Annotated in this window: 18 protein-coding genes; 3 read left to right on the forward strand and 15 right to left on the reverse strand. The window is 65.4% G+C overall.

Annotation, left to right across the window (positions count from 1 at the left end; all coding sequences use genetic code 11):
- Positions 1-3: 3 nt before the first annotated feature.
- The 4 genes from dnaE to IFE19_RS18100 all read right to left on the reverse strand — a co-directional run bounded on the left by dnaE (position 4) and on the right by IFE19_RS18100 (position 4,980).
- On the reverse strand, positions 4-3,459 hold the full coding sequence (gene dnaE, locus IFE19_RS09125; RefSeq protein WP_207821614.1) for a DNA polymerase III subunit alpha: 3,456 nt from the start codon (positions 3,457-3,459) through the stop codon (positions 4-6).
- Between the two features lie 425 nt (positions 3,460-3,884).
- A complete protein-coding gene (locus IFE19_RS09130; RefSeq protein ID WP_207821617.1) occupies positions 3,885-4,349 on the reverse strand; it encodes a phage tail protein in 465 nt (154 codons plus the stop codon).
- 17 nt (positions 4,350-4,366) lie between these two features.
- Positions 4,367-4,684 (reverse strand): hypothetical protein, encoded by a 318-nt coding sequence (locus IFE19_RS09135; RefSeq protein WP_207821619.1) that lies wholly within the window; start codon positions 4,682-4,684, stop codon positions 4,367-4,369.
- Between the two features lie 2 nt (positions 4,685-4,686).
- A complete protein-coding gene (locus tag IFE19_RS18100; RefSeq protein WP_207821621.1) occupies positions 4,687-4,980 on the reverse strand; it encodes a helix-turn-helix domain-containing protein in 294 nt (97 codons plus the stop codon).
- A 125-nt stretch (positions 4,981-5,105) separates the two neighbouring features.
- On the opposite strand from IFE19_RS18100, the gene IFE19_RS09145 reads away from it, so the two are divergent.
- Positions 5,106-5,699 (forward strand): LexA family transcriptional regulator, encoded by a 594-nt coding sequence (locus tag IFE19_RS09145; protein WP_207821623.1) that lies wholly within the window; start codon positions 5,106-5,108, stop codon positions 5,697-5,699.
- Entirely contained in the window at positions 5,696-5,860 is a 165-nt protein-coding gene (locus tag IFE19_RS09150) for a hypothetical protein (protein ID WP_207821626.1), read from the forward strand. The genes IFE19_RS09145 and IFE19_RS09150 overlap by 4 nt, the downstream gene beginning before the upstream one ends.
- 530 nt (positions 5,861-6,390) lie before the next feature.
- On the opposite strand, the gene IFE19_RS09155 is transcribed toward IFE19_RS09150, so the two are convergent.
- The 5 genes from IFE19_RS09155 to IFE19_RS09175 form a co-directional block, all read right to left on the reverse strand.
- Complete coding sequence (locus tag IFE19_RS09155; protein WP_318780444.1) at positions 6,391-7,020, reverse strand: response regulator transcription factor; 630 nt, start codon at positions 7,018-7,020, stop codon at positions 6,391-6,393.
- A 184-nt stretch (positions 7,021-7,204) separates the two neighbouring features.
- A complete protein-coding gene (locus IFE19_RS09160) occupies positions 7,205-7,921 on the reverse strand; it encodes an ABC transporter ATP-binding protein (RefSeq protein WP_225910217.1) in 717 nt (238 codons plus the stop codon).
- Positions 7,914-9,224, reverse strand: a complete 1,311-nt coding sequence (locus tag IFE19_RS09165; protein WP_207821632.1) for a lipoprotein-releasing ABC transporter permease subunit — start codon at positions 9,222-9,224, stop codon at positions 7,914-7,916. The genes IFE19_RS09160 and IFE19_RS09165 overlap by 8 nt, the downstream gene beginning before the upstream one ends.
- Positions 9,221-10,537 carry a proline--tRNA ligase gene (gene proS, locus IFE19_RS09170; RefSeq protein ID WP_207821634.1) on the reverse strand — a complete coding sequence of 439 codons (1,317 nt, stop codon included), beginning with the start codon at positions 10,535-10,537 and terminating at the stop codon, positions 9,221-9,223. The genes IFE19_RS09165 and proS overlap by 4 nt, the downstream gene beginning before the upstream one ends.
- Before the next feature lie 60 nt (positions 10,538-10,597).
- Complete coding sequence (locus IFE19_RS09175) at positions 10,598-10,864, reverse strand: DUF1467 family protein (RefSeq protein WP_207821636.1); 267 nt, start codon at positions 10,862-10,864, stop codon at positions 10,598-10,600.
- A 90-nt stretch (positions 10,865-10,954) separates the two neighbouring features.
- Here IFE19_RS09175 and IFE19_RS09180 point away from each other — a divergent pair, with 90 nt between their 5' ends.
- Positions 10,955-11,314, forward strand: a complete 360-nt coding sequence (locus tag IFE19_RS09180; protein ID WP_207821638.1) for a 5-carboxymethyl-2-hydroxymuconate Delta-isomerase — start codon at positions 10,955-10,957, stop codon at positions 11,312-11,314.
- 154 nt (positions 11,315-11,468) lie between these two features.
- Here IFE19_RS09180 and IFE19_RS09185 read toward each other — a convergent pair whose 3' ends face one another.
- From IFE19_RS09185 to IFE19_RS09210, 6 genes are read right to left on the reverse strand one after another with little or no spacing between them, the layout of a single operon-like run.
- Complete coding sequence (locus IFE19_RS09185; RefSeq protein ID WP_207821640.1) at positions 11,469-11,807, reverse strand: DUF3088 family protein; 339 nt, start codon at positions 11,805-11,807, stop codon at positions 11,469-11,471.
- Positions 11,807-13,483, reverse strand: coding sequence for a ribonuclease J (locus IFE19_RS09190; RefSeq protein ID WP_207821642.1), 1,677 nt, complete (start codon positions 13,481-13,483; stop codon positions 11,807-11,809). The genes IFE19_RS09185 and IFE19_RS09190 overlap by 1 nt, the downstream gene beginning before the upstream one ends.
- 6 nt (positions 13,484-13,489) lie before the next feature.
- Positions 13,490-14,284, reverse strand: a complete 795-nt coding sequence (locus tag IFE19_RS09195; RefSeq protein ID WP_207827517.1) for a type III pantothenate kinase — start codon at positions 14,282-14,284, stop codon at positions 13,490-13,492.
- Entirely contained in the window at positions 14,281-15,027 is a 747-nt protein-coding gene (locus IFE19_RS09200) for a biotin--[acetyl-CoA-carboxylase] ligase (RefSeq protein WP_207821644.1), read from the reverse strand. The genes IFE19_RS09195 and IFE19_RS09200 overlap by 4 nt, the downstream gene beginning before the upstream one ends.
- Before the next feature lie 6 nt (positions 15,028-15,033).
- Entirely contained in the window at positions 15,034-16,476 is a 1,443-nt protein-coding gene (gene nuoN / locus IFE19_RS09205; RefSeq protein ID WP_207821646.1) for an NADH-quinone oxidoreductase subunit NuoN, read from the reverse strand.
- Positions 16,477-16,483: 7 nt separating this feature from the next.
- Positions 16,484-17,971, reverse strand: a complete 1,488-nt coding sequence (locus tag IFE19_RS09210) for an NADH-quinone oxidoreductase subunit M (RefSeq protein ID WP_207821648.1) — start codon at positions 17,969-17,971, stop codon at positions 16,484-16,486.
- Positions 17,972-17,973 lie beyond the last annotated feature (2 nt).

Consider the following 17,973-nt stretch of genomic DNA (forward strand, 5'->3'; position numbering starts at 1 on the left):
CCATCAGGCGTCTTCCAGCATGATCACGCCCGGCGCGGACTTCAACGCGCCTCGCAGGGCGGCGTCCAGGCGATAACGCCCCGGCAGCTTGATCTCGACCTCGGTTCGACCGCCCAGGGTGGCCTGCAACCAGACCTCCCCGCCCTTCCCCTGCGCCTGCGCCCGTTCCAGCCGCGCCTTCAACGCCTCAGCGTCCGCCGATTGGGCCGAAACCACGACGCGCAATCCGATCTGGGCGTCGTCCAGAAGCACGTCCATCCGATGAGCGTCGTCGCCGAAGAAACGCACCTCGCCATCCGCCGACTTGGCCCGCACCTTGACCAGAACCGAGGCGCCGACCTCGAGGATATCCCGACACCGCCGCAGCTGTTCCGGCGGAAACAGGCATTCGAACTCGCCCGTCGGATCAGAGAAGGTGACGAAGGCGAACTTCTCGCCGCTCTTGGCGCTGGCTCGCTCCTGACGACGGCGCACCACGCCCGCCATCAGAAAAGCCTCATGTCCCGCCTCGGCCAGGCCCTGAGCCTCTGCCACGAAGGTCACGCGCTTGCGTTTCAGGGCCGGCGTCAGTTCTTCCAGCGGGTGTCCCGACAGATAGAAGCCGACCGCCGACAGTTCCTGGTCCAGCTTGTCCGGCCCGGCCCAGGGCTCGACGCTCTTCAGACGCGGCCGCGCAGCGCCCGCCTGATCAGCCCCGAACAGGCTGACCTGCGACGAGGCGCGTTCAGCGGCGACGCTCTGGCAATAGGCGATCAGAGTGTCGGCCTGCTCGAACAGCTGGCGACGGTTCGGGTTGAGACTGTCGAAGGCCCCCGCCTTGGCCAGGCCTTCCAGCGCCCGCTTGTTGACCGCCTTCGGATCGACCCGCTCGAGGAAGTCGAAGATGTCGGCGAACGGCCCGCCCGCATCGCGGACCTCGACGACGTGCTTCATCGCCTCCAGACCCACGTTGCGGATGGCGCCCAGGGCATAAAGAACGCTGCCCTGCCCATCCTTCCACGCTACGTCGAAGTCGGCGGACGAGCGGTTGATGTCGGGCGCCAGGACCGGAACCTCAAAGCGACGGCAATCCTGATAGAAGACCGCCAGCTTGTCGGTGTTCGACAGATCGAGGCTCATCGAAGCGGCGAAGAACTCGACCGGGTGATTGGCCTTCAGCCAGCCCGTCTGGAACGAGATCAACGCATAGGCCGCCGCGTGCGACTTGTTGAAGCCGTAGCCCGCGAACTTGGCCACCAGGTCGAAGATGGAGCCCGACTGGGCCTCCGGCACCGACTTCTCGGACGCGCCCTTGACGAAACGGAGGCGCTGGAAATCCATCTCCTCCTTCTTCTTCTTGCCCATGGCCCGGCGCAGAAGGTCGGCTTCACCCAGGCTGTAGCCCGCCAGGATCTGGGCGATCTTCATCACCTGTTCCTGGTAGATGATGACGCCATAGGTCTCGGTCAGCACCTCCTTCAGGCTGGGGTGCAGATAGTCGACCTCAGCCCGACCGAATTTCCGGTCGATGTAGGTGTCGATCATCTCCATCGGCCCCGGCCGATAGAGGGAAATCAGGGCCGTGATTTCTTCAATGGAGCCGCAGCGCATCTTGCGCAGGGTGTCGCGCATGCCCTGGGATTCCAGCTGGAACACGCCGACCGTCTGGCCCGAGGCCATCAGCTCATAGGTCTTGGGGTCGTCCAGCGGCAGCAGGTTCCATTCCGGCGCCGCGCCGCGCCGTTCCAGATATTCCCGCGCCCGGTCCAGCACCGTCAGCGTCTTCAGGCCCAGGAAGTCGAACTTCACCAGACCTGCCGGCTCGACCCACTTCATGTTGAACTGGCTGGCCGGGATGGTCGAGCGCGGGTCCTGATACAGCGGCACCAGCTCGGTCAGCGGTCGGTCGCCGATGACGATGCCGGCGGCGTGGGTCGAGGCGTTACGGTACAGCCCCTCCAGCTCCAGCGCCGTCTCCAGCAGGGTCCTGACCGCCGGTTCGGCGTCGCGCGCCTCCTTCAGGCGCGGCTCCAGGTCGATGGCCTGGGCCAGGGTCACTGGGTTGGCCGGGTTGTTCGGCACCATCTTGCAGAGCCGGTCCACCTGCCCCAGCGGCATCTGCAGCACCCGGCCGACGTCACGCAGCACGGCCCGCGCCTGCAGGGTGCCGAAGGTGATGATCTGGGCCACCCGGTCCTTGCCGTAGTGATCCTGCACATAGTCGATCACCTCTTCCCGCCGCTCCTGGCAGAAGTCGATGTCGAAGTCGGGCATGGACACCCGTTCGGGGTTCAAGAAGCGCTCGAACAGCAGGCCGAACCGCAGCGGGTCCAGATCGGTGATGGTCAGCGACCAGGCCACCAGCGAACCGGCGCCCGAGCCGCGCCCCGGTCCCACCGGAATGCCGTGCAGCTTGGCCCACTTGATAAAGTCCGAAACGATCAGGAAGTAGCCGGGGAAGCCCATCTGCTGGATGATCCCCACCTCCCATTCGAGGCGAGCCCAGTAGTCTTCTTCGGGAGCGGCGGGCGTGACCTGTTGCAGGCGCGCCTTCAGCCCCTCGCGCGCCTGGTGCGCCAGTTCATCGGGCTCGGAGCGCCCCGCCCCGGTGTCGAAGCGCGGCAGGATCGGCGCCCGCGTCGGCACCAGGAAGGCGCAGCGACGGGCAATGTCGATGGTGTTGTCACAGGCTTCGGGCAGGTCAGCGAACAGGGTCCGCATGGCCTCGGCGGTCTTGAACCAGTGCTCGCCGGTGATCCGGCGCCGGTCTTCCTGACCGGTGAAGGCGCCGTCGGAAATGCACAAAAGGGCGTCGTGCGACTTCGCCTGGGCCGCCTTCGCGTAATAGACGTCGTTCGTGGCGACCAGGGGCACGTCATTAGCATAGGCCCATTCGACCAGCCCGGCCTCGGCCGCAGGCTCCTGCGGTTGGCCGTGACGTTGCAACTCTACATAGAAACGGTCACCGAAAACGCGCTTCATCTCGTTGAGAGAAGTTATCGCATCATCGCGCTTGTTCTGGACGAATAGGGGGTCAATGGGGCCATCGGGGCCACCCGAGAGCAGGATCAGGCCCTCGGACTTATCCACAACCTGCGACCAGGGCACGCCGGGCTCGGACATCTCGCCGGCGTCGAGGTAGGCGGCAGAGGACAGGGCGCACAGATTGAGCCAGCCCTGCTCGTTCTGGACCAGCATCACCACGGTCGGGGTCTTGGCCCAACGTTCGGCGACCTGACCGCCGATGCCCAGGACCGGCAGGGCGCAGGCGACGATCGGCTGAACGCCCGCGTCTTTCGTGTTCTGGCTGAACTCCAACGCGCCAAACAGGTTGGCGCGGTCAGCGACTGCAACCGCCGGCATTCCAGCGTCCGCGGCCATCTTGCCGATCTTGCCGGCCTTGATCGCCCCTTCCAGCAGGGAATAGGCGCTGCGGACCCGCAAATGGACAAAGCCCTGACTGTTCGCCGTTTCCGCCAACACAAACTCCGCTGATCCCGAACGTCGGGACCTCTCATATCCAACCGCCGCGCGGCCGAATCCAGATCATGCAGGGCGTCTGGGCGACATCACGCCACCATGAAGGACGCCTGCCAGATCATCCAGACGAAGCCGCCGCACGACGCAAGCGACAGCATGTTTCTCACCCAACGCGACATGAGCTTATCCCCAGTTCATATGTTGCCTATTTGTTCTATGTTGCTCTTTCGTTCTCGTCAATATCAGTTTTTTCCGAAGCCAATCCGGGTCAGAGCCGAAGTGAAGCGCGACAAAAGCCGTCGGAGTTCGGGACAAGAGTGTCTGGAGCACTTTAGGGACCCGAGCCCGGCGATGGACGGGCGTTGAGCCGTCTCTAAGAGCCCCCTCAAGCCTGCTTAAGCGACGGCTGATAGCGGCGGGCCGCGTCAGGTCTTGATGCACCACAGGAAGGCGACGTTGACGGGGCGGGTTTCTGTCCCGCCCGTCGATGAAGTCGTCTGATTATAGGTGGACTGGTCGGTGTAATCGTCGCCCGACGCCAGCTGGCCGGGGCCAGGAGCGTTAGAGCCTTCCTTGATCGTATGGGTGTGGCTCTTGAACGCGTCAGCCTGGGTCGAGCCGGGGGCGCGAGGTCCATCCGGATCAAGACCGGCAGCGGTGGACCAGGCGCGATCAAAGCGGCCCCTGTAGTCGGGCACCTTGAACTGTGCGCCGGTGTCGCCCGCGATCAGGCGTCCCTGCCCCTGATAGAAGGCCACCAGCGCCGGATAGTCCGCGCGGGCGTATTGGCCGCCGTCCAGTTTCAGGTAGCCCGCCGGCGCGTCCGGGCCATCCAGTCTGATGACCGTGCCCACCGGCGTCCTGGTAGCGGCGGCCGCTGCCGCGATCATCGCAGCGATCGCCAGCTTTAGTTGGTCGGGGTCAGCTCCGGCGCTTCATGCGGGGTGTCGATGCGCACGGCCTGCAGACCGAGGGCGGTCAGGCGGATCGCCAGCTGGTCGCGCTGCGCATCCGGCAACACGTCCAGCGCCTCGCGGCTGGCCTCGACCATCGACAGGGTCACGGCTGCGGCCGTCAGGCTGTCGCGGTGGTTTTCCGCCTTGGTCAGGTGGCTGCGCAGCCGGTCGCCTGTCGAGCGGCATTCCAGGGCGGCCGAGCTGGCCGCCCGCCGAACCGCGACCAACTGGGCGCGAAGGCTGGCTTTGGGGAGACGTTGACGGCCCATGTCTAGCGGGCCTCCGCCGATAGACGGTGCGCATTTCGCTTAGTGCGCCTATTATCCCTCTTTAGGGACGAATCTCCCGCCTGTGCGGCGACGTAACGCCCTGGAAAGAGACGATGAAGCGGAAGCTCCAGATCATCAGCAATAGCCTGTTCAACCCGCGCAGATGCGCGTCCGCGAAGGACGTCCTTGACGGATTGCGTCGGGAGATCGTGGGCCTGCTCGAACGCGATCAGGGTGCCATAGCGCTTTCTGAGCGCCCCCTTGATGTCCTCTTTGTGTACCGACTTCGAAATCATGTCCCTCGCCTCGCGGGCGAATCCGCTTGTAGGGACAATGTATCCCTAAAAAGGGTTAGTCAACAATGACTGCGCCACATACGGACGCGGATGCGCTTTCTTTTGGGGAAAGATTGAGGGCCGCCATGGGCAGCACGCCCCAAGCGCACGTCAGGAAGCGCGCCGACATCTCTTCGACGTCGATGTCGCTCTATGTACAGGGCGCTCGGGTGCCCAAGTTCATTGACGGGATCAGGCTGGCCCGCGCGCTTGGCGTGGACCCTGCATGGTTGGCGACGGGTGTAGGAAGTCCGAACGCTGCTAACGACGGCTACCTAGCCGTGCCCATCTATGATGTTCGATTAGCAGCTGGTGTTGCGTCATTTTCGGACGCAGCCGACCAGATAGGCGAAATGCCTTTTGATCGTCAGCTGCTCCGAGACCTGGGCCGATCCTCGGCAGAAGGTCTTGCAGTGTTCCAGGCCGAAGGCGACTCCATGTGGCCCACGATCCAAGATGGCGCTCGCGTCCTTACCGACCTTAAGGATACGCGTCTGAGGGAGGGGATTTTCGCCTTTCGAACAGGCGACGAGCTAAGGATCAAGCGGCTTCGCCGGCTGGTCGATGGCATCGAAATACGGTCGGATAATGAGCGCTACCCGCCCGAAGTCCTCAAAGGGGACGATGCGGATGAGGTGGTGATTATTGGCGCAGTGCTTTGGACTGGGAGCGTCCTATGAAGACCAAGCTGAACCGAACTCAACTAACCCTGTGCTTGGCTTTTGGCCTTGTCGCGATCCTGGGATGCGCGGCCATCATCAGCTTTGGGGTTCGCATGGACCAAGCAGGTAAAGAGCGTGAAGCTCGAATGGCAAGGCCTTGGTCTTCGCCTGAAGCTTGATCCTCGCGGCGGGCCACCCATGCCCGAAGCCGTCAGGCGCATCCGACGCAGCCTTGATCGCGCCAGCGACCTGTTCGAGGCGGCCGAAAACCGAGTCCCAGTTCATTCAAATACGCAAAAGGCCCGGATTTCCGGGCCTTTTGCGTATTTGAATGAACTGGGACTGCAGGTGTCCCAGTTAGACGTGGGTCCGTGCCCACGAAGGCGCCCTCCTGGCGGCGTAATCGCTAGGGCGCCCGGCAATGCAATCCGGCTCAAACCCTTTTAGCTCGGGCCTAATAGGCCTTCAGGGCCGACTTAATAGCGCCGTAAGCACCGGCTTGCCGCCAGGCGGTCACTCCGGCATGTCCTGTCCCGCCAGTGTCTAAATCGCGAGCCTCTCTAGACACTGTTTTCGAACGACGACCGCGAACAAAATTTTTTGGATCGGTCGGGAAAGGCAATGATTACGGGGTTTTGGTCCCGCCTGATCCCGACCCGTCCCGGCCCATCCCGCCCTTTTCGGTGACTCTAGCCAGTCCTGTCCTCACTCACGAAGCCAGGGCGGCCGAGTTCGGCGACTGCGTCTTGCGCAGCAGGCTCGCGCGGAAGAATTCAACCGTACGTGGGCTCAGGGCCAGGGTCTGGGCGATCTGCTTGGTCGTATTGCCCGCCAGCATCAACTCCGCGACCTGACGCTCACGACGCGTGAAGGCCACGTCCTCACGAACCGGTACAGCCGGCAAGGCGGCGGCCCCCCGCTCGATAGCCCGGATCAGACTCTCGTCGCTGGCGGGCTTGGGCAGGACGTCGTCCACGCCGAGACGCATGGCGTCCACGGTCATCCGCACATCGACAAAGGCGCTGACGATGATGACGGCATGACGGTTCAGGGCGCAGAAGGCCGCGACCAGATCCAGCCCCTCGACGCCCGGTATCTTCAGATCGGAGACAATGCAGGTCGGCTCGGCGTCTGAGGCCCACATTAGAGCGTCCAGGGGATCGTGAAATCCAACGGCGCGATAGCCTCCGGCACGGACCGTCAGCAATGTCAGCTCAAGCAAGGCGCGGTCATCGTCGATAACGATAATCTCTTGCGGCAAGGGTGCGGTTTGACGCCCGCCTTGCTCACTCGCCTCAAGCCTCACCGCACGTCCAGTCGTCATATCTCGATGATACATTAAGAGTTTCTGCGAAGAACCTCGTAGTCCCACGCAGTTGATGCGCCTTCCCGTTCCGGGGGAATCAAACCGGCCGTGTTTCTGGAAAACGCCGCATGCGCAGGTCGGTTCACACCAGACGCCAGAACGCCCAGCCGAAGCCGGCGTGGCCCCTTCCCTATCGCCGATCGCCTGGCCACAGAGCCTAGTAGGTCTGGGCCTCGGCCGCGCGCTCTTCCAGATGGCCGTCCTTCAGGGCGAAGACGCGGTCCATGTGGCCGGCCAGCTCCATGTTGTGGGTGGCGATCAGGGCGGCGACGCCTGTGGTCTTGGCCAGTTCACGCAGGGCCTCGAACACCGCATGGCTGTTGGCGGGGTCCAGATTGCCGGTCGGCTCGTCGGCCAGCAGCAGGCGCGGGCTGTTGGCCAGCGAACGGGCGATGGCGACGCGCTGCTGCTCGCCGCCTGACAGCTGGGCCGGCTGGTGGGTGAAGCGTTCGCCCAGACCCAGGCTGGTCAACAGGGCCTCGGCCCGACGACGCGCCTGGCCTTCCGAATGCCCGGCGATGCGCATCGGCAGGGCGACGTTGTCCCGCGCATCAAATTCCGGCAGCAGGTGATGGAATTGATAGACGAAACCGATCCGCGACAGGCGCAGGCGCGTGCGTGCGCGCTCGTCCAGACCGCCAACATCCTCGCCGTCGATCATGACCTGACCGCTGGTCGGACGCTCCAGCAGGCCGGCGGCGTGCAGCAGGCTCGACTTGCCCGAGCCCGAAGGCCCGATCAGGCCGACGACCTCGCCCGGCATGATGTCCAGATCGACGCCCTTCAGCACCGTCAGCCCGCCGGAAGCGGTCGGATAGGTGCGGGTGATCCCGCGCAGGCGCAGCGTCGGCGTCTTGTTCAGCGGACTATTCAAAGCGCAGGGCCTCCACCGGGTCGATCCGCGACGCATTCCACGACGGCGGCAGGCTGGCGAGGCAGCTCATGAGGAAGGAGAAGAGCGCGACCCAGGTCACATCCCACGGATCGACCAGGGCCGGAATGGCGTCCAGCATATAGACGTCGGCGTTGAACAGCTGGACACCCAGCAGGCCCTCGAGGAAGTGCTGGATCGCGCCGATGTTCAGGCAGAACAGCAGGCCCAGCACCAGACCGGCGATGGTGCCGCCGATGCCGATTGCCGCGCCCGAGATGAAGAAGATCCGCAGGATCGAGGACGGGCTGGCCCCCACGGTGCGCAGGATGGCGATGTCGCGGGTCTTGTTCTTCACCAGCATGACGATGCCGCTGATGATGTTCATGGCGGCGATGGCGACGACCAGCCCCAGGATGATGCTCATGGCCACCCGCTCGACCTTCAGCGCGCCCCAGAAGGCGGCCAGGCGGGTGCGCCAGTCAGTGACGACGCTGCCGGGGCCGGCGGCCTGCTGCACCGGCGTCAGCAGGGTTTCGACCTGATCCGGCTCGGCCACCTTCATCTCGATCACGTCCCAGACGCCCTCCTTGCCGAAGAAGAGCTGGGCCTGTTCCAGAGGCATGAAGATGAAGGCGCGGTCATAGTCAGCGGTGCCGGAGCTGAAGATTCCCCCGACGCGATAGGTCTTCTCCAGACCGCCAAGATTGCCGAAGGCGCTGTCGGCGCCCGTCGGCGAATAGATGGAGATGGCGCTACCGACGCTCAGCCCCATCTGGTCGGCCAAAGCCTTGCCGATCAGGATGTTGTCGCCGCCGTATTCGCCGCGCCCGAAGGAGTCCCGCATTTCAGGCGTCAGGCTGTCATAGACGAACTTGGTCGAGGCCAGGTCCTGGGGCCGCACGCCGCGCACGATACCGCCGGTCATCTGGCCGCCGGCGCGGAACATGGCGGGCGATTCCGTCAGCGGCGTCACCGAGACCACGCCGGGCACGTCGCTGATCCGCTTCAGCGCCGCCTCACGGTCCGGCGAGGTCAGCACCGGTCCCTGCACATACATGTGCCCGTTGAACGACAGCATCCGCCCCAGCAGTTCGCTGCGGAAGCCGGCCATGATGCTCATCACGCTGATCAGCACCGCCACGGCCAGCATGATGCCGACGAAGCTGATGATGGCGATCAGGGCGACCCCGCCCTCCTTGCGCTTGGCGCGGAGGTAGCGAAGGGCCAGTCCGATCTCCCAGGCGGAGAAGGGACCGGCGGGTTTCACGGCGGGCGGCGCGGAGGCCGTCGCGGCGTCGGTCATTTCGTCAGCAGCTCCAGGGCGGCGTCCAGCGACAGGGTTTGCTTCTCGCCGGTGGCGCGGCGCTTCAGTTCGACCACGCCGTCAGCCAGCCCCTTGGGCCCGATGGTCAGCTGCCACGGCACGCCGATCAGGTCGGCGGTTGCGAACTTGCCGCCCGGACGCTCGTCGGTGTCGTCGTAGAGGACGTCCTTGCCGAGAGCCTCGAGTTTGGCCACGGCCTCTTCACAGGCGGCCGAGACGGCTTCGTCGCTGGCGCGCAGGTTGATCACCACCACGTCGAACGGGGCGACCGAGTCCGGCCAGATGATGCCGCCGGCGTCGTGGCTGGCCTCAATGATGGCGCCCATCAGACGCGACACGCCGACGCCGTAGCTGCCCATGTGGACCTCGGTGTCCTGGCCGTCCGGTCCGGCGACCTTGGCCTTCATCGGCGCCGAGTATTTGGTGCCGAAGTAGAAGATGTGGCCGACCTCGATGCCGCGCGCCGACAGGCGGTCGCCCTCAGCGGTCTGGGCCTCGAACTGGGCCGCGTCGTGCATTTCCTCGGTCGCGGCGTAAAGGGCCGTGCGCTCGTTGAAGACGCCTTCCAGTTGCTCAACGCTGAGGTTGTGGCCCGGCGCATCCATTTCGACCAGCTTGCGGTCGCAGAAGACCTCGCTCTCGCCGGTTTCGGCCAGGACGATGAACTCATGGCTCAGGTCGCCGCCGATGGGGCCGGTGTCGGCGCGCATCGGCACGGCCTTCAGGCCCAGACGCGAGAAGGTGTTCAGATAGGCGGCGAACATGCGCTTGTAGGCGATGCGGGCCGAGGCCTCGTCCAGATCGAAGGAATAGGCGTCCTTCATAAGGAACTCGCGGCCGCGCATGACGCCGAAGCGCGGACGGCGCTCGTCGCGGAACTTCCACTGGATGTGGAAGAGGTTCAGCGGCAGGGCCTTGTAGCTCTTCACATAGGCCCGGAAGATATCCGTGACCATTTCCTCGTTGGTCGGTCCGTACAGCAGCTCGCGCTCATGACGGTCGGTGATGCGCAGCATCTCGGGACCATAGGCGTCGTAGCGGCCGCTCTCGCGCCACAGGTCGGCCAGTTGCAGCGTCGGCATCAGCAGCTCGACGGCGCCGGCCTTGACCTGCTCGTCGCGGACGATGCCTTCGATCTTGCGCAGCACGCGCAGACCCAGCGGCAGCCAGGCGTAGATGCCAGCGGCCTCCTGCTTGATCATGCCCGCGCGCAGCATCAGCTGATGCGACACGATCTGGGCGTCGGAAGGGGCTTCTTTCAGGGTCGGCAGGAAGTAGCGCGACAGGCGCATGGCGGGAATCTCTGCAAAATCAGTCAGGCCCGAGTTTTAAACGGGCGAATGGGGCGAAAGCTAGAGCGCGGGACCGCGGCTGAAGTCCGGCAGCGGCATCCACCCCGTCCAGACGATGAAGACGATGAAGGCCCAGACGATGGCCGAGACCCAGGTCGTGGTGATGAACTTCTTCTTCAACTGCGGATCAGCAGGGGCGCCCCACTGGCTGCCGTCGGTGGGCGGCGTCTCGACCTGCTTTGACGATCCCAGCGGCAGGATCATGAACAGCACGATCCACCACGTGGTCAGATACAGCGCCACCAGAGTGAAGGGGCCAAGAGGCATCGGGGCATTCCATCCATCGGTTCGTGCGCCCTCCGCATTCCGCCCGCGTCATCGGCAGGCTAAGGAAAGGCGCGAAACAAGGACGCCCTCATGCCACAGATCACCCTGGAACACTCCCCCCATTTCGACGGGACCGATTGGCGCGCCCTGGCGCTGGATATCCATAAGCTGTGCGTCGACGTGGTCGGCGCCACGACCCTGGCCTGCAAGACCCGCATCGTCCGCTGCGACGACCTGATCATCGCCGACGGCGACCCGGCCCAGGCCATGGTCCACTGCGACCTGCGCATCCTGACCGGCCGCACCCAGGAACAGAAGACGGCGCTGGGCGAAGCGGTCCAGGCGGCCCTGCTGGCGAGGGTGAAGCCCTATGACGGCCCGGCCCAGATCTCCGTCGAGATCGGGGCGCTGGACAAGGACAACTATCGCAAGGTCACGCTGGGCGGGTGAGGCTCGGACATCGCTTTCCTCCCCATTTCATGGGGAGGTGGCGCGGAGCCGCAGGCGACGTGACGGAGGGGGCGACTCAACGGCTGACGTTTGCGCCGCCCCCTCCACCACTTCGTGGTCCCCCTCCCCATGAAATGGGGAGGAAAGACGCATCTTACGGGTGCGGACGGCCAATCCCGTAGCGGGCGGCCCAGTAGGGCAGGATGTCGTCGTCCTGCAGGAAGCGGGCGCCGGTCTCTTCGCTGACCCGAGCGTCCGGCCAGTCGAACTCGCCGTCCAGCACCAGCAGCGGGCAGCTCTGGTTCGCCTCCCCCACCTCGGCCACCACGGCGGCGCGCGGACGCGGGTGATCCAGATGGATGACCGTCAGATGCTCGCGCAGGCGCGGATACAGCCCCAGCACCCCCTCGATCCGGGCGCCGGGCGGGCAATACCAAGGCCCGCCCTGATCGTCGAACCAATCAGGGTTCAGCAGATAGAGCCGATCCGCCATTACAGCCTCAGGATCACGGTTTCGACGATGGGACGGCGATCCCAGATCTGCTGGCTGGCCTTCTTCAGGGCGCGGCTGACGGCCTGTTCGACCACCAGTTCATCGTCCAGGGCCTCGCCCTTCAGCTTGCGAACGGCCTGTTCGGCGCGCTCGGCCAGGTCGTCCAGCACGTCGCCCAGCGGGCGCTTGTCGTCGCCCGGCAGGCCGATGCCTCGCACGTCGATGTCGCTGACGATCTTGCCGCGCTTGTCCATAGCGAAGCTGACGACCAGCACGCCGTTCGACGCCGCATGGCGACGCTCGCGCAGGGCCTCGCCCGCCTCTTCGACCAGCATGCCGCCGTCGACGAACAGACGGCCCGAGGGCACTTCGTCGATGATGGCGGCGGGTCCGGGGGCCAGGCGCACCATGTCGCCGTTGCGCGGCGTCACGGTTTCCGGGACCTGCATGTCCTTGGCCAGAAGGGCGTGTTCCATCAGGTGACGACGCATGCCGTGGGTCGGCACGGCAATCTGCGGACGGGCCCAGTTGTACATCTGGCGCAGTTCGTCACGGCACGGGTGGCCCGAGACGTGGATGCCCGGATGGTCCTTCTCAGTGTAGAGGCGCACGCCCCGGTCGGCCATCTTGTCCTGCAGGCGACCGATCGACAGCTCATTGCCCGGGATGACCCGCGACGAGAAGATGCAGTGGTCGCCCTTGCCCAGCTTGATGAAGGGGTGGGTGCCTTCGGCCACGCGCGACAGGGCCGCACGGACCTCGCCCTGGCTGCCGGTGCACAGATACAGGATCTCGTCCTCGGGCCAGACGCGGGCCTCCTGCTCGCTCAGGAAGGGCTTCACGTCGCTCAGCATGCCGACCGACTTGGCGGCGGCGGTGATGCGGTGCATCGAACGCCCGGCCAGGGCCACGCGGCGACCGGCGGCCTCGGCGGCGCGGATCACGCTGTCCATGCGCGCGACGTTGGAGGCGAAGCAGCCCACGGCGACGCGGCCCTTCAGGTCCTTGATGAGGGCGGCCAGGGCCACCTTCACATCGCCCTCGGAACCGGCCACGCCGTCGACGAAGACGTTGGTGCTGTCGCAGACCATGGCCAGCACGCCCTCGTCGCCGAGACGCTTGATCGTCTCCACGTCGGTGCGCTCGCCCACGACCGGATCGTTGTCGATCTTCCAGTCGCCGGTGTGCAGGACGGTGCCCAGCGGGGTCTTGATGGCCAGGCCGTTCGGCTCGGCGATCGAGTGGGTGATGGTGACGAAGGTCACGTCGAACGGACCCAGGTTCAGGTCGCCGCCCAGCGGAATTTCGTTCAGCTCGACATCGTCCAGGATGTTGGCGTCGCGCAGCTTCTCGCGGATCAGATAGGCGGTGAAGGGCGTGGCGTACAGCGGTGCCTTGATGCGCGGCCACAGCCAGCCCAGGGCGCCGATATGGTCTTCGTGGGCGTGCGTCAGCACGATGCCCAGGATGTTCTCGCCTTCCAGGAAGGTGGGATCGGGCACGATCACATCCACGCCGGGCGTAGAGGGGTCGCCGAAGGTCACGCCGACGTCGACGATGATCCATTTGCGATCATGCGCCGGGCCAAAGCCATAGGCGTTCAGGTTCATGCCGACCTCGTTCGAGCCGCCCAGCGGCAGGAAGACGAGTTCGTCGTTTTGAGTTTTCTTTGTCATACGTCCCTAAAGGTGGGTATTCCGCCGCCAGATTTCGAGTAGGCCGCGGATGGTCAGGTCCGGATCAAACCGGTCGATTGAATTTGTGGAGCCTTCAAACAGCGAGGCGACGCCGCCGGTGCCGACGACCGTCATGGGCTTGCCCCACTCGGCCTTGATGCGGTCCACCAGGCCCTCGATCAGGGCGATATAGCCCCAGAAGACGCCCGATTGCATGGAGGTGACGGTGTCGCGCCCGATGACGACATCGGGGCGTTGAATGGCGATGCGCGGCAGCTTGGCCGCCGCTTCGTGCAGGGCCTGCAGCGACAGGTTGATGCCCGGGGCGATCAGTCCGCCCTCGAAGGCCCCCTGCCCGCGCTCGGCGCCACCCGACACCACATCGAAGGTCGTGGCCGTGCCGCTGTCGATCAGCAGCAGGTCGCCCTCATAGACCTGCAGCGCGCCGATGGCGTTGACCAGCCGGTCAGCCCCGGCCTCGCTGGGCTTGGGAATCCGCACCTCGATGCCGAGGTTGACGTTCTCACCGATCACCAGAGGCTCCACGGCGATATAGCGTCGCGCCAGGTTGCGCAGGTTGAAGATCGACTGCGGCACCACGCTGGAGATAATGCATCCGTCGAGGTCCTTCATGCTCAGGCCCTTGCCGCGCATCTCGAACAGCTGGTGCAGCCAGACGGCGTATTCATCCGCCGTGCGCATGGCGTCCGTGGCCGTGCGCCACTGGGCGATCCATTCCGTGCCGTCGTGGACGGCGAACAGGGTGTTGGTGTTGCCTTGCTCGATCGCCAGCAGCATCAGGCGGCCTCTCCGAAAAAGACGTCGCCGGCCGAGATCACACGCAGCGATCCGTCCGGCAGTTTCAGGCGCAGCGAGCCGTCCGCCTCGACCCCGTCAGCCATGCCAGTCAGGGTCTCGTGGGTCAGCCGCGCCGTGCAGGGACCGTGCAGACCGGGGGTCCGCGCGGTCCAAGCGTCAAGAATGGGTTGGAAGCCCAGCGTCGTCCAGCGGTCCAGCCAGACGCCGAAGGTCTCGGCCAGAGCCTTGGCCGCCTCATCGACGGTAGGGGCTGATGCGACGCCGTGGTTCAGATGTTCGGCGATGCAGGTGGCGGGCCGTTCGGTCTCGCCCGGCGTCTGGCTCAGGTTCACCCCGATGCCGACCGCCAGCCACAGGCCGCCGGACGGCGCCGGGCCGGACTCGATCAGGATGCCGGAGGTCTTTCGCCCGTCCAGCAGCACGTCATTGGGCCATTTGATCGTGACAAGCGCCGGCGGGACATAGAGGTCCAGCAGGTCCGCCACCGCCAGCGAAGCGGCGAAGGTCAGCTGCGCCGCCTCGGCGGGGGATTTGCGCGTCAGCAGCAGCAGGGTGGAGGCGAGATTGCCGCTCTCGCTCTCCCATTTGCGTCCGCGACGGCCGCGACCCGCCGTCTGCCGCCGCGCCGTGATCCACAGCGGCCCGCCCTCACCCGCCTCGGCGCGGCGTCGCGCCTCGGCGTTGGTGGAGTCGGTTTCGTCGAGGATCAGGACCGGGGCGGCCAAGCGCCCTTACCCGGCCCCGACGCCCGAGGCGGCGGCGCGAGTCAGCGGCTCCAGCCAGGTCAGGGCGACGATCACCAGCGGGAAGCAGAAGGCGGCGGCCGCAAGGGCGATCCACTTGGCTTCCAGCGGCGACTTGTCCGGCGCGACTTCGGTGGCAGGGGCGTCGAACCACATCACCTTGATGATGCGCAGGTAGTAGAAGCCGGCCACGACCGAGGCGACCAGACCCGCAGCGCCGGCCATCCAGTAGCCCGCATCGGCGGCGGCGCCGAAGACGAAGAACTTGCCCCAGAAGCCCGACATCGGAGGGATGCCGACAGCCGACAGCGACAGGATGGTCAGGGCCACCGCCAGCAGCGGACGATCCTTCTTCAGACCGGCCAGGTCGGCGATCTTGCGGATCGGACGACCGTTGCGGCTCAGCGACAGCAGGACGGCGAAGAAGCCAAACTGGTCGATGGCGTACAGGGTCATGAACATCAGCGTGGCCTGGACGCCGGCTTCGGTGCCCGCCGCCACGCCCAGCAGGGCGTAGCCGATGTTGATGATCGAGGAATAGGCCAGCAGGCGCTGGATGTCCTTCTGCATCAGACCGCCGAACGAACCGACGGCGAAGCTGATCAGCGAGATCAGGATGATGACCTGGGCCCACTGGGCGTGGGCGACGCCGAAGCCTTCGACCAGGACGCGGATGATCAGCACCATGGCGGCGATCTTGGGCGCCGTGGCGAACAGGGCCACGACCGGGGTCGGGGCGCCTTCATAGACATCGGGCGTCCACATGTGGAACGGCGCGGCCGAGACCTTGAACGCCAGACCGCAGATCAGGAAGACCAGACCGAAGATCAGGCCCGGCCCCGGGTTGGCGGTGGCGAAGGCGGCGATGTCGACGAAGCGCATCGAACCGGCGAAGCCGTAGATCAGGCTGGCGCCGTAGAGCAGCAGACCCGACGACAGGGCGCCCAGGACGAAATACTTCAGGCCAGCTTCCGAGGCCTTCAGGTTGTCGCGGTGATAGGCGGCCAGCACGTACAGGGCCAGAGAGTGCATCTCGATGCCGATGTAGAGCGAGATCAGATCGCCCGACGAAGCCATCATCGACATGCCGACCGAGGCCAGCACGATCAGGACGGGATACTCGAACTTGGCGATGCCGTTGCGATGGATCCAGCCGTCGCCCAAGACGATGGCGACCGCCGCCGACAGGAAGATGGCGACCTTGCCATAGACGGCCAGCGGGTCGGCCACATAGGCGCCGTTGAAGGCCGTGCCCAGCGGACCGACGGCGGCCAGCACCGAGGCGACCGCCAGCAGCAGAACCGACAGGCCCGAGATCAGGCGCGTCGACTTCTCGCCGGTAAAGGCGCCGAGCATGAGCAGCACCAGCCCGCCGACCGCAAGGGTCAGCTCCGGGGCGGCGAGTTGAAGGGCGGAAGACAGATCAGTCATTATGCTCTCACCCGCCGATGGCTGCGCGATAGGCGGTCGTCAGGGCCTCAACGGTCGGCCCGGTGTAGTCGAGGACGGCGTTGGGATAGAGACCCAGCCAGATGGTGCCGACGATCAACGGCACGAAGATCAGCAGCTCGCGCTTGTCGATGTCCGTGATGGTCTGCAGCGCCGGGTTCTTGATCTCGCCGTACATGACGTTGCGGAACAGCGTCAGGGCATAGACCGCCGAGAAGATGACGCCCGAGGCGGCGATCAGGGCCGTCCAGGTCGAGACCTGATAGGCGCCGGTCATCGTCAGCACTTCGCCGATGAAGCCCGAGGTGCCCGGCAGGCCGACGTTGGCCATGGTGAACATCAGGAAGATGGCCGCGTACCAGGGCATGCGCGCCGTCAGGCCGCCGTAGAAGGCGATCTCGCGGGTGTGCATCCGGTCATAGACCACGCCGACGCAGAGGAAGAGCGCGCCCGAGATCAGGCCGTGGCTCAGCATCTGGAAGACCGCGCCCTGCACCCCGGTGTCGTTGCCGGCGAAGATGCCCATGGTCACGAAGCCCATGTGGGCGACCGACGAATAGGCGATCAGCTTCTTGATATCGGTCTGACGGAAGGCGACCAGCGAGGTGTAGACCACGGCGATCACCGACAGGGTGAAGACCAGCGGCGTGAACATCTGCGAGGCCTGCGGGAACATCGGCAGGTTGAACAGGATGAAGCCGTAGCCGCCGAGCTTCAGCAGGATGCCGGCCAGGATGACCGAACCAGCCGTCGGGGCCTGAACGTGGGCGTCGGGCAGCCAGGTGTGGACCGGCCACATCGGCATCTTGACCGCGAACGAGGCGAAGAAGGCCAGCCACAGGATCGGCTGAACGGCCGGATCGAAGGCGTACTGCTTCAGCTCCGGGATGCTGGTGGTGCCCGTCTCATGGGCCATCCACAGCATGGCCAGCAGCATCAGCACCGACCCCAGCAGGGTGTAGAGGAAGAACTTGTACGAGGCGTAGATGCGGTTCGCCCCGCCCCAGATGCCGATGATCAGGAACATCGGCACCAGGGTGCCTTCGAAGAAGATGTAGAAGAGGAACAGGTCCAGCGACGTGAAGACGCCGATGACCAGGGTCTCCAGCACCAGGAAGGCGACCATGTACTCGACGACGCGCGTCTCAATCGACTTCCAGCTGGCCACGATGCAGATCGGCATCAGGAAGGCGGTCAGCAGGACGAACAGGATCGAGATCCCGTCAACGCCCAGGTGATAACCGGCGCCGGCGAACCAGGCGTAGTTTTCAACGAACTGATAGGCCGGGTTCGACGGATCGAACTGGGCCACCAGCAGAACGGAAACCGCCAGCACCACCAGGGTGGTGCCCAGGGCGATCCAGCGCGCGGCCGGAGCCGCGGCGTCCTGGCCGCCCTTGTTCATCATGCCGGCCAGAAGCAGCAGGCCGGCGCCGACCAGCGGCAGGAAGGTGACGATGCTCAGAATGTGAGGCACGA

This window comes from Brevundimonas pondensis, from assembly GCF_017487345.1.
Taxonomy (GTDB): Bacteria; Pseudomonadota; Alphaproteobacteria; order Caulobacterales; family Caulobacteraceae; genus Brevundimonas; species Brevundimonas pondensis.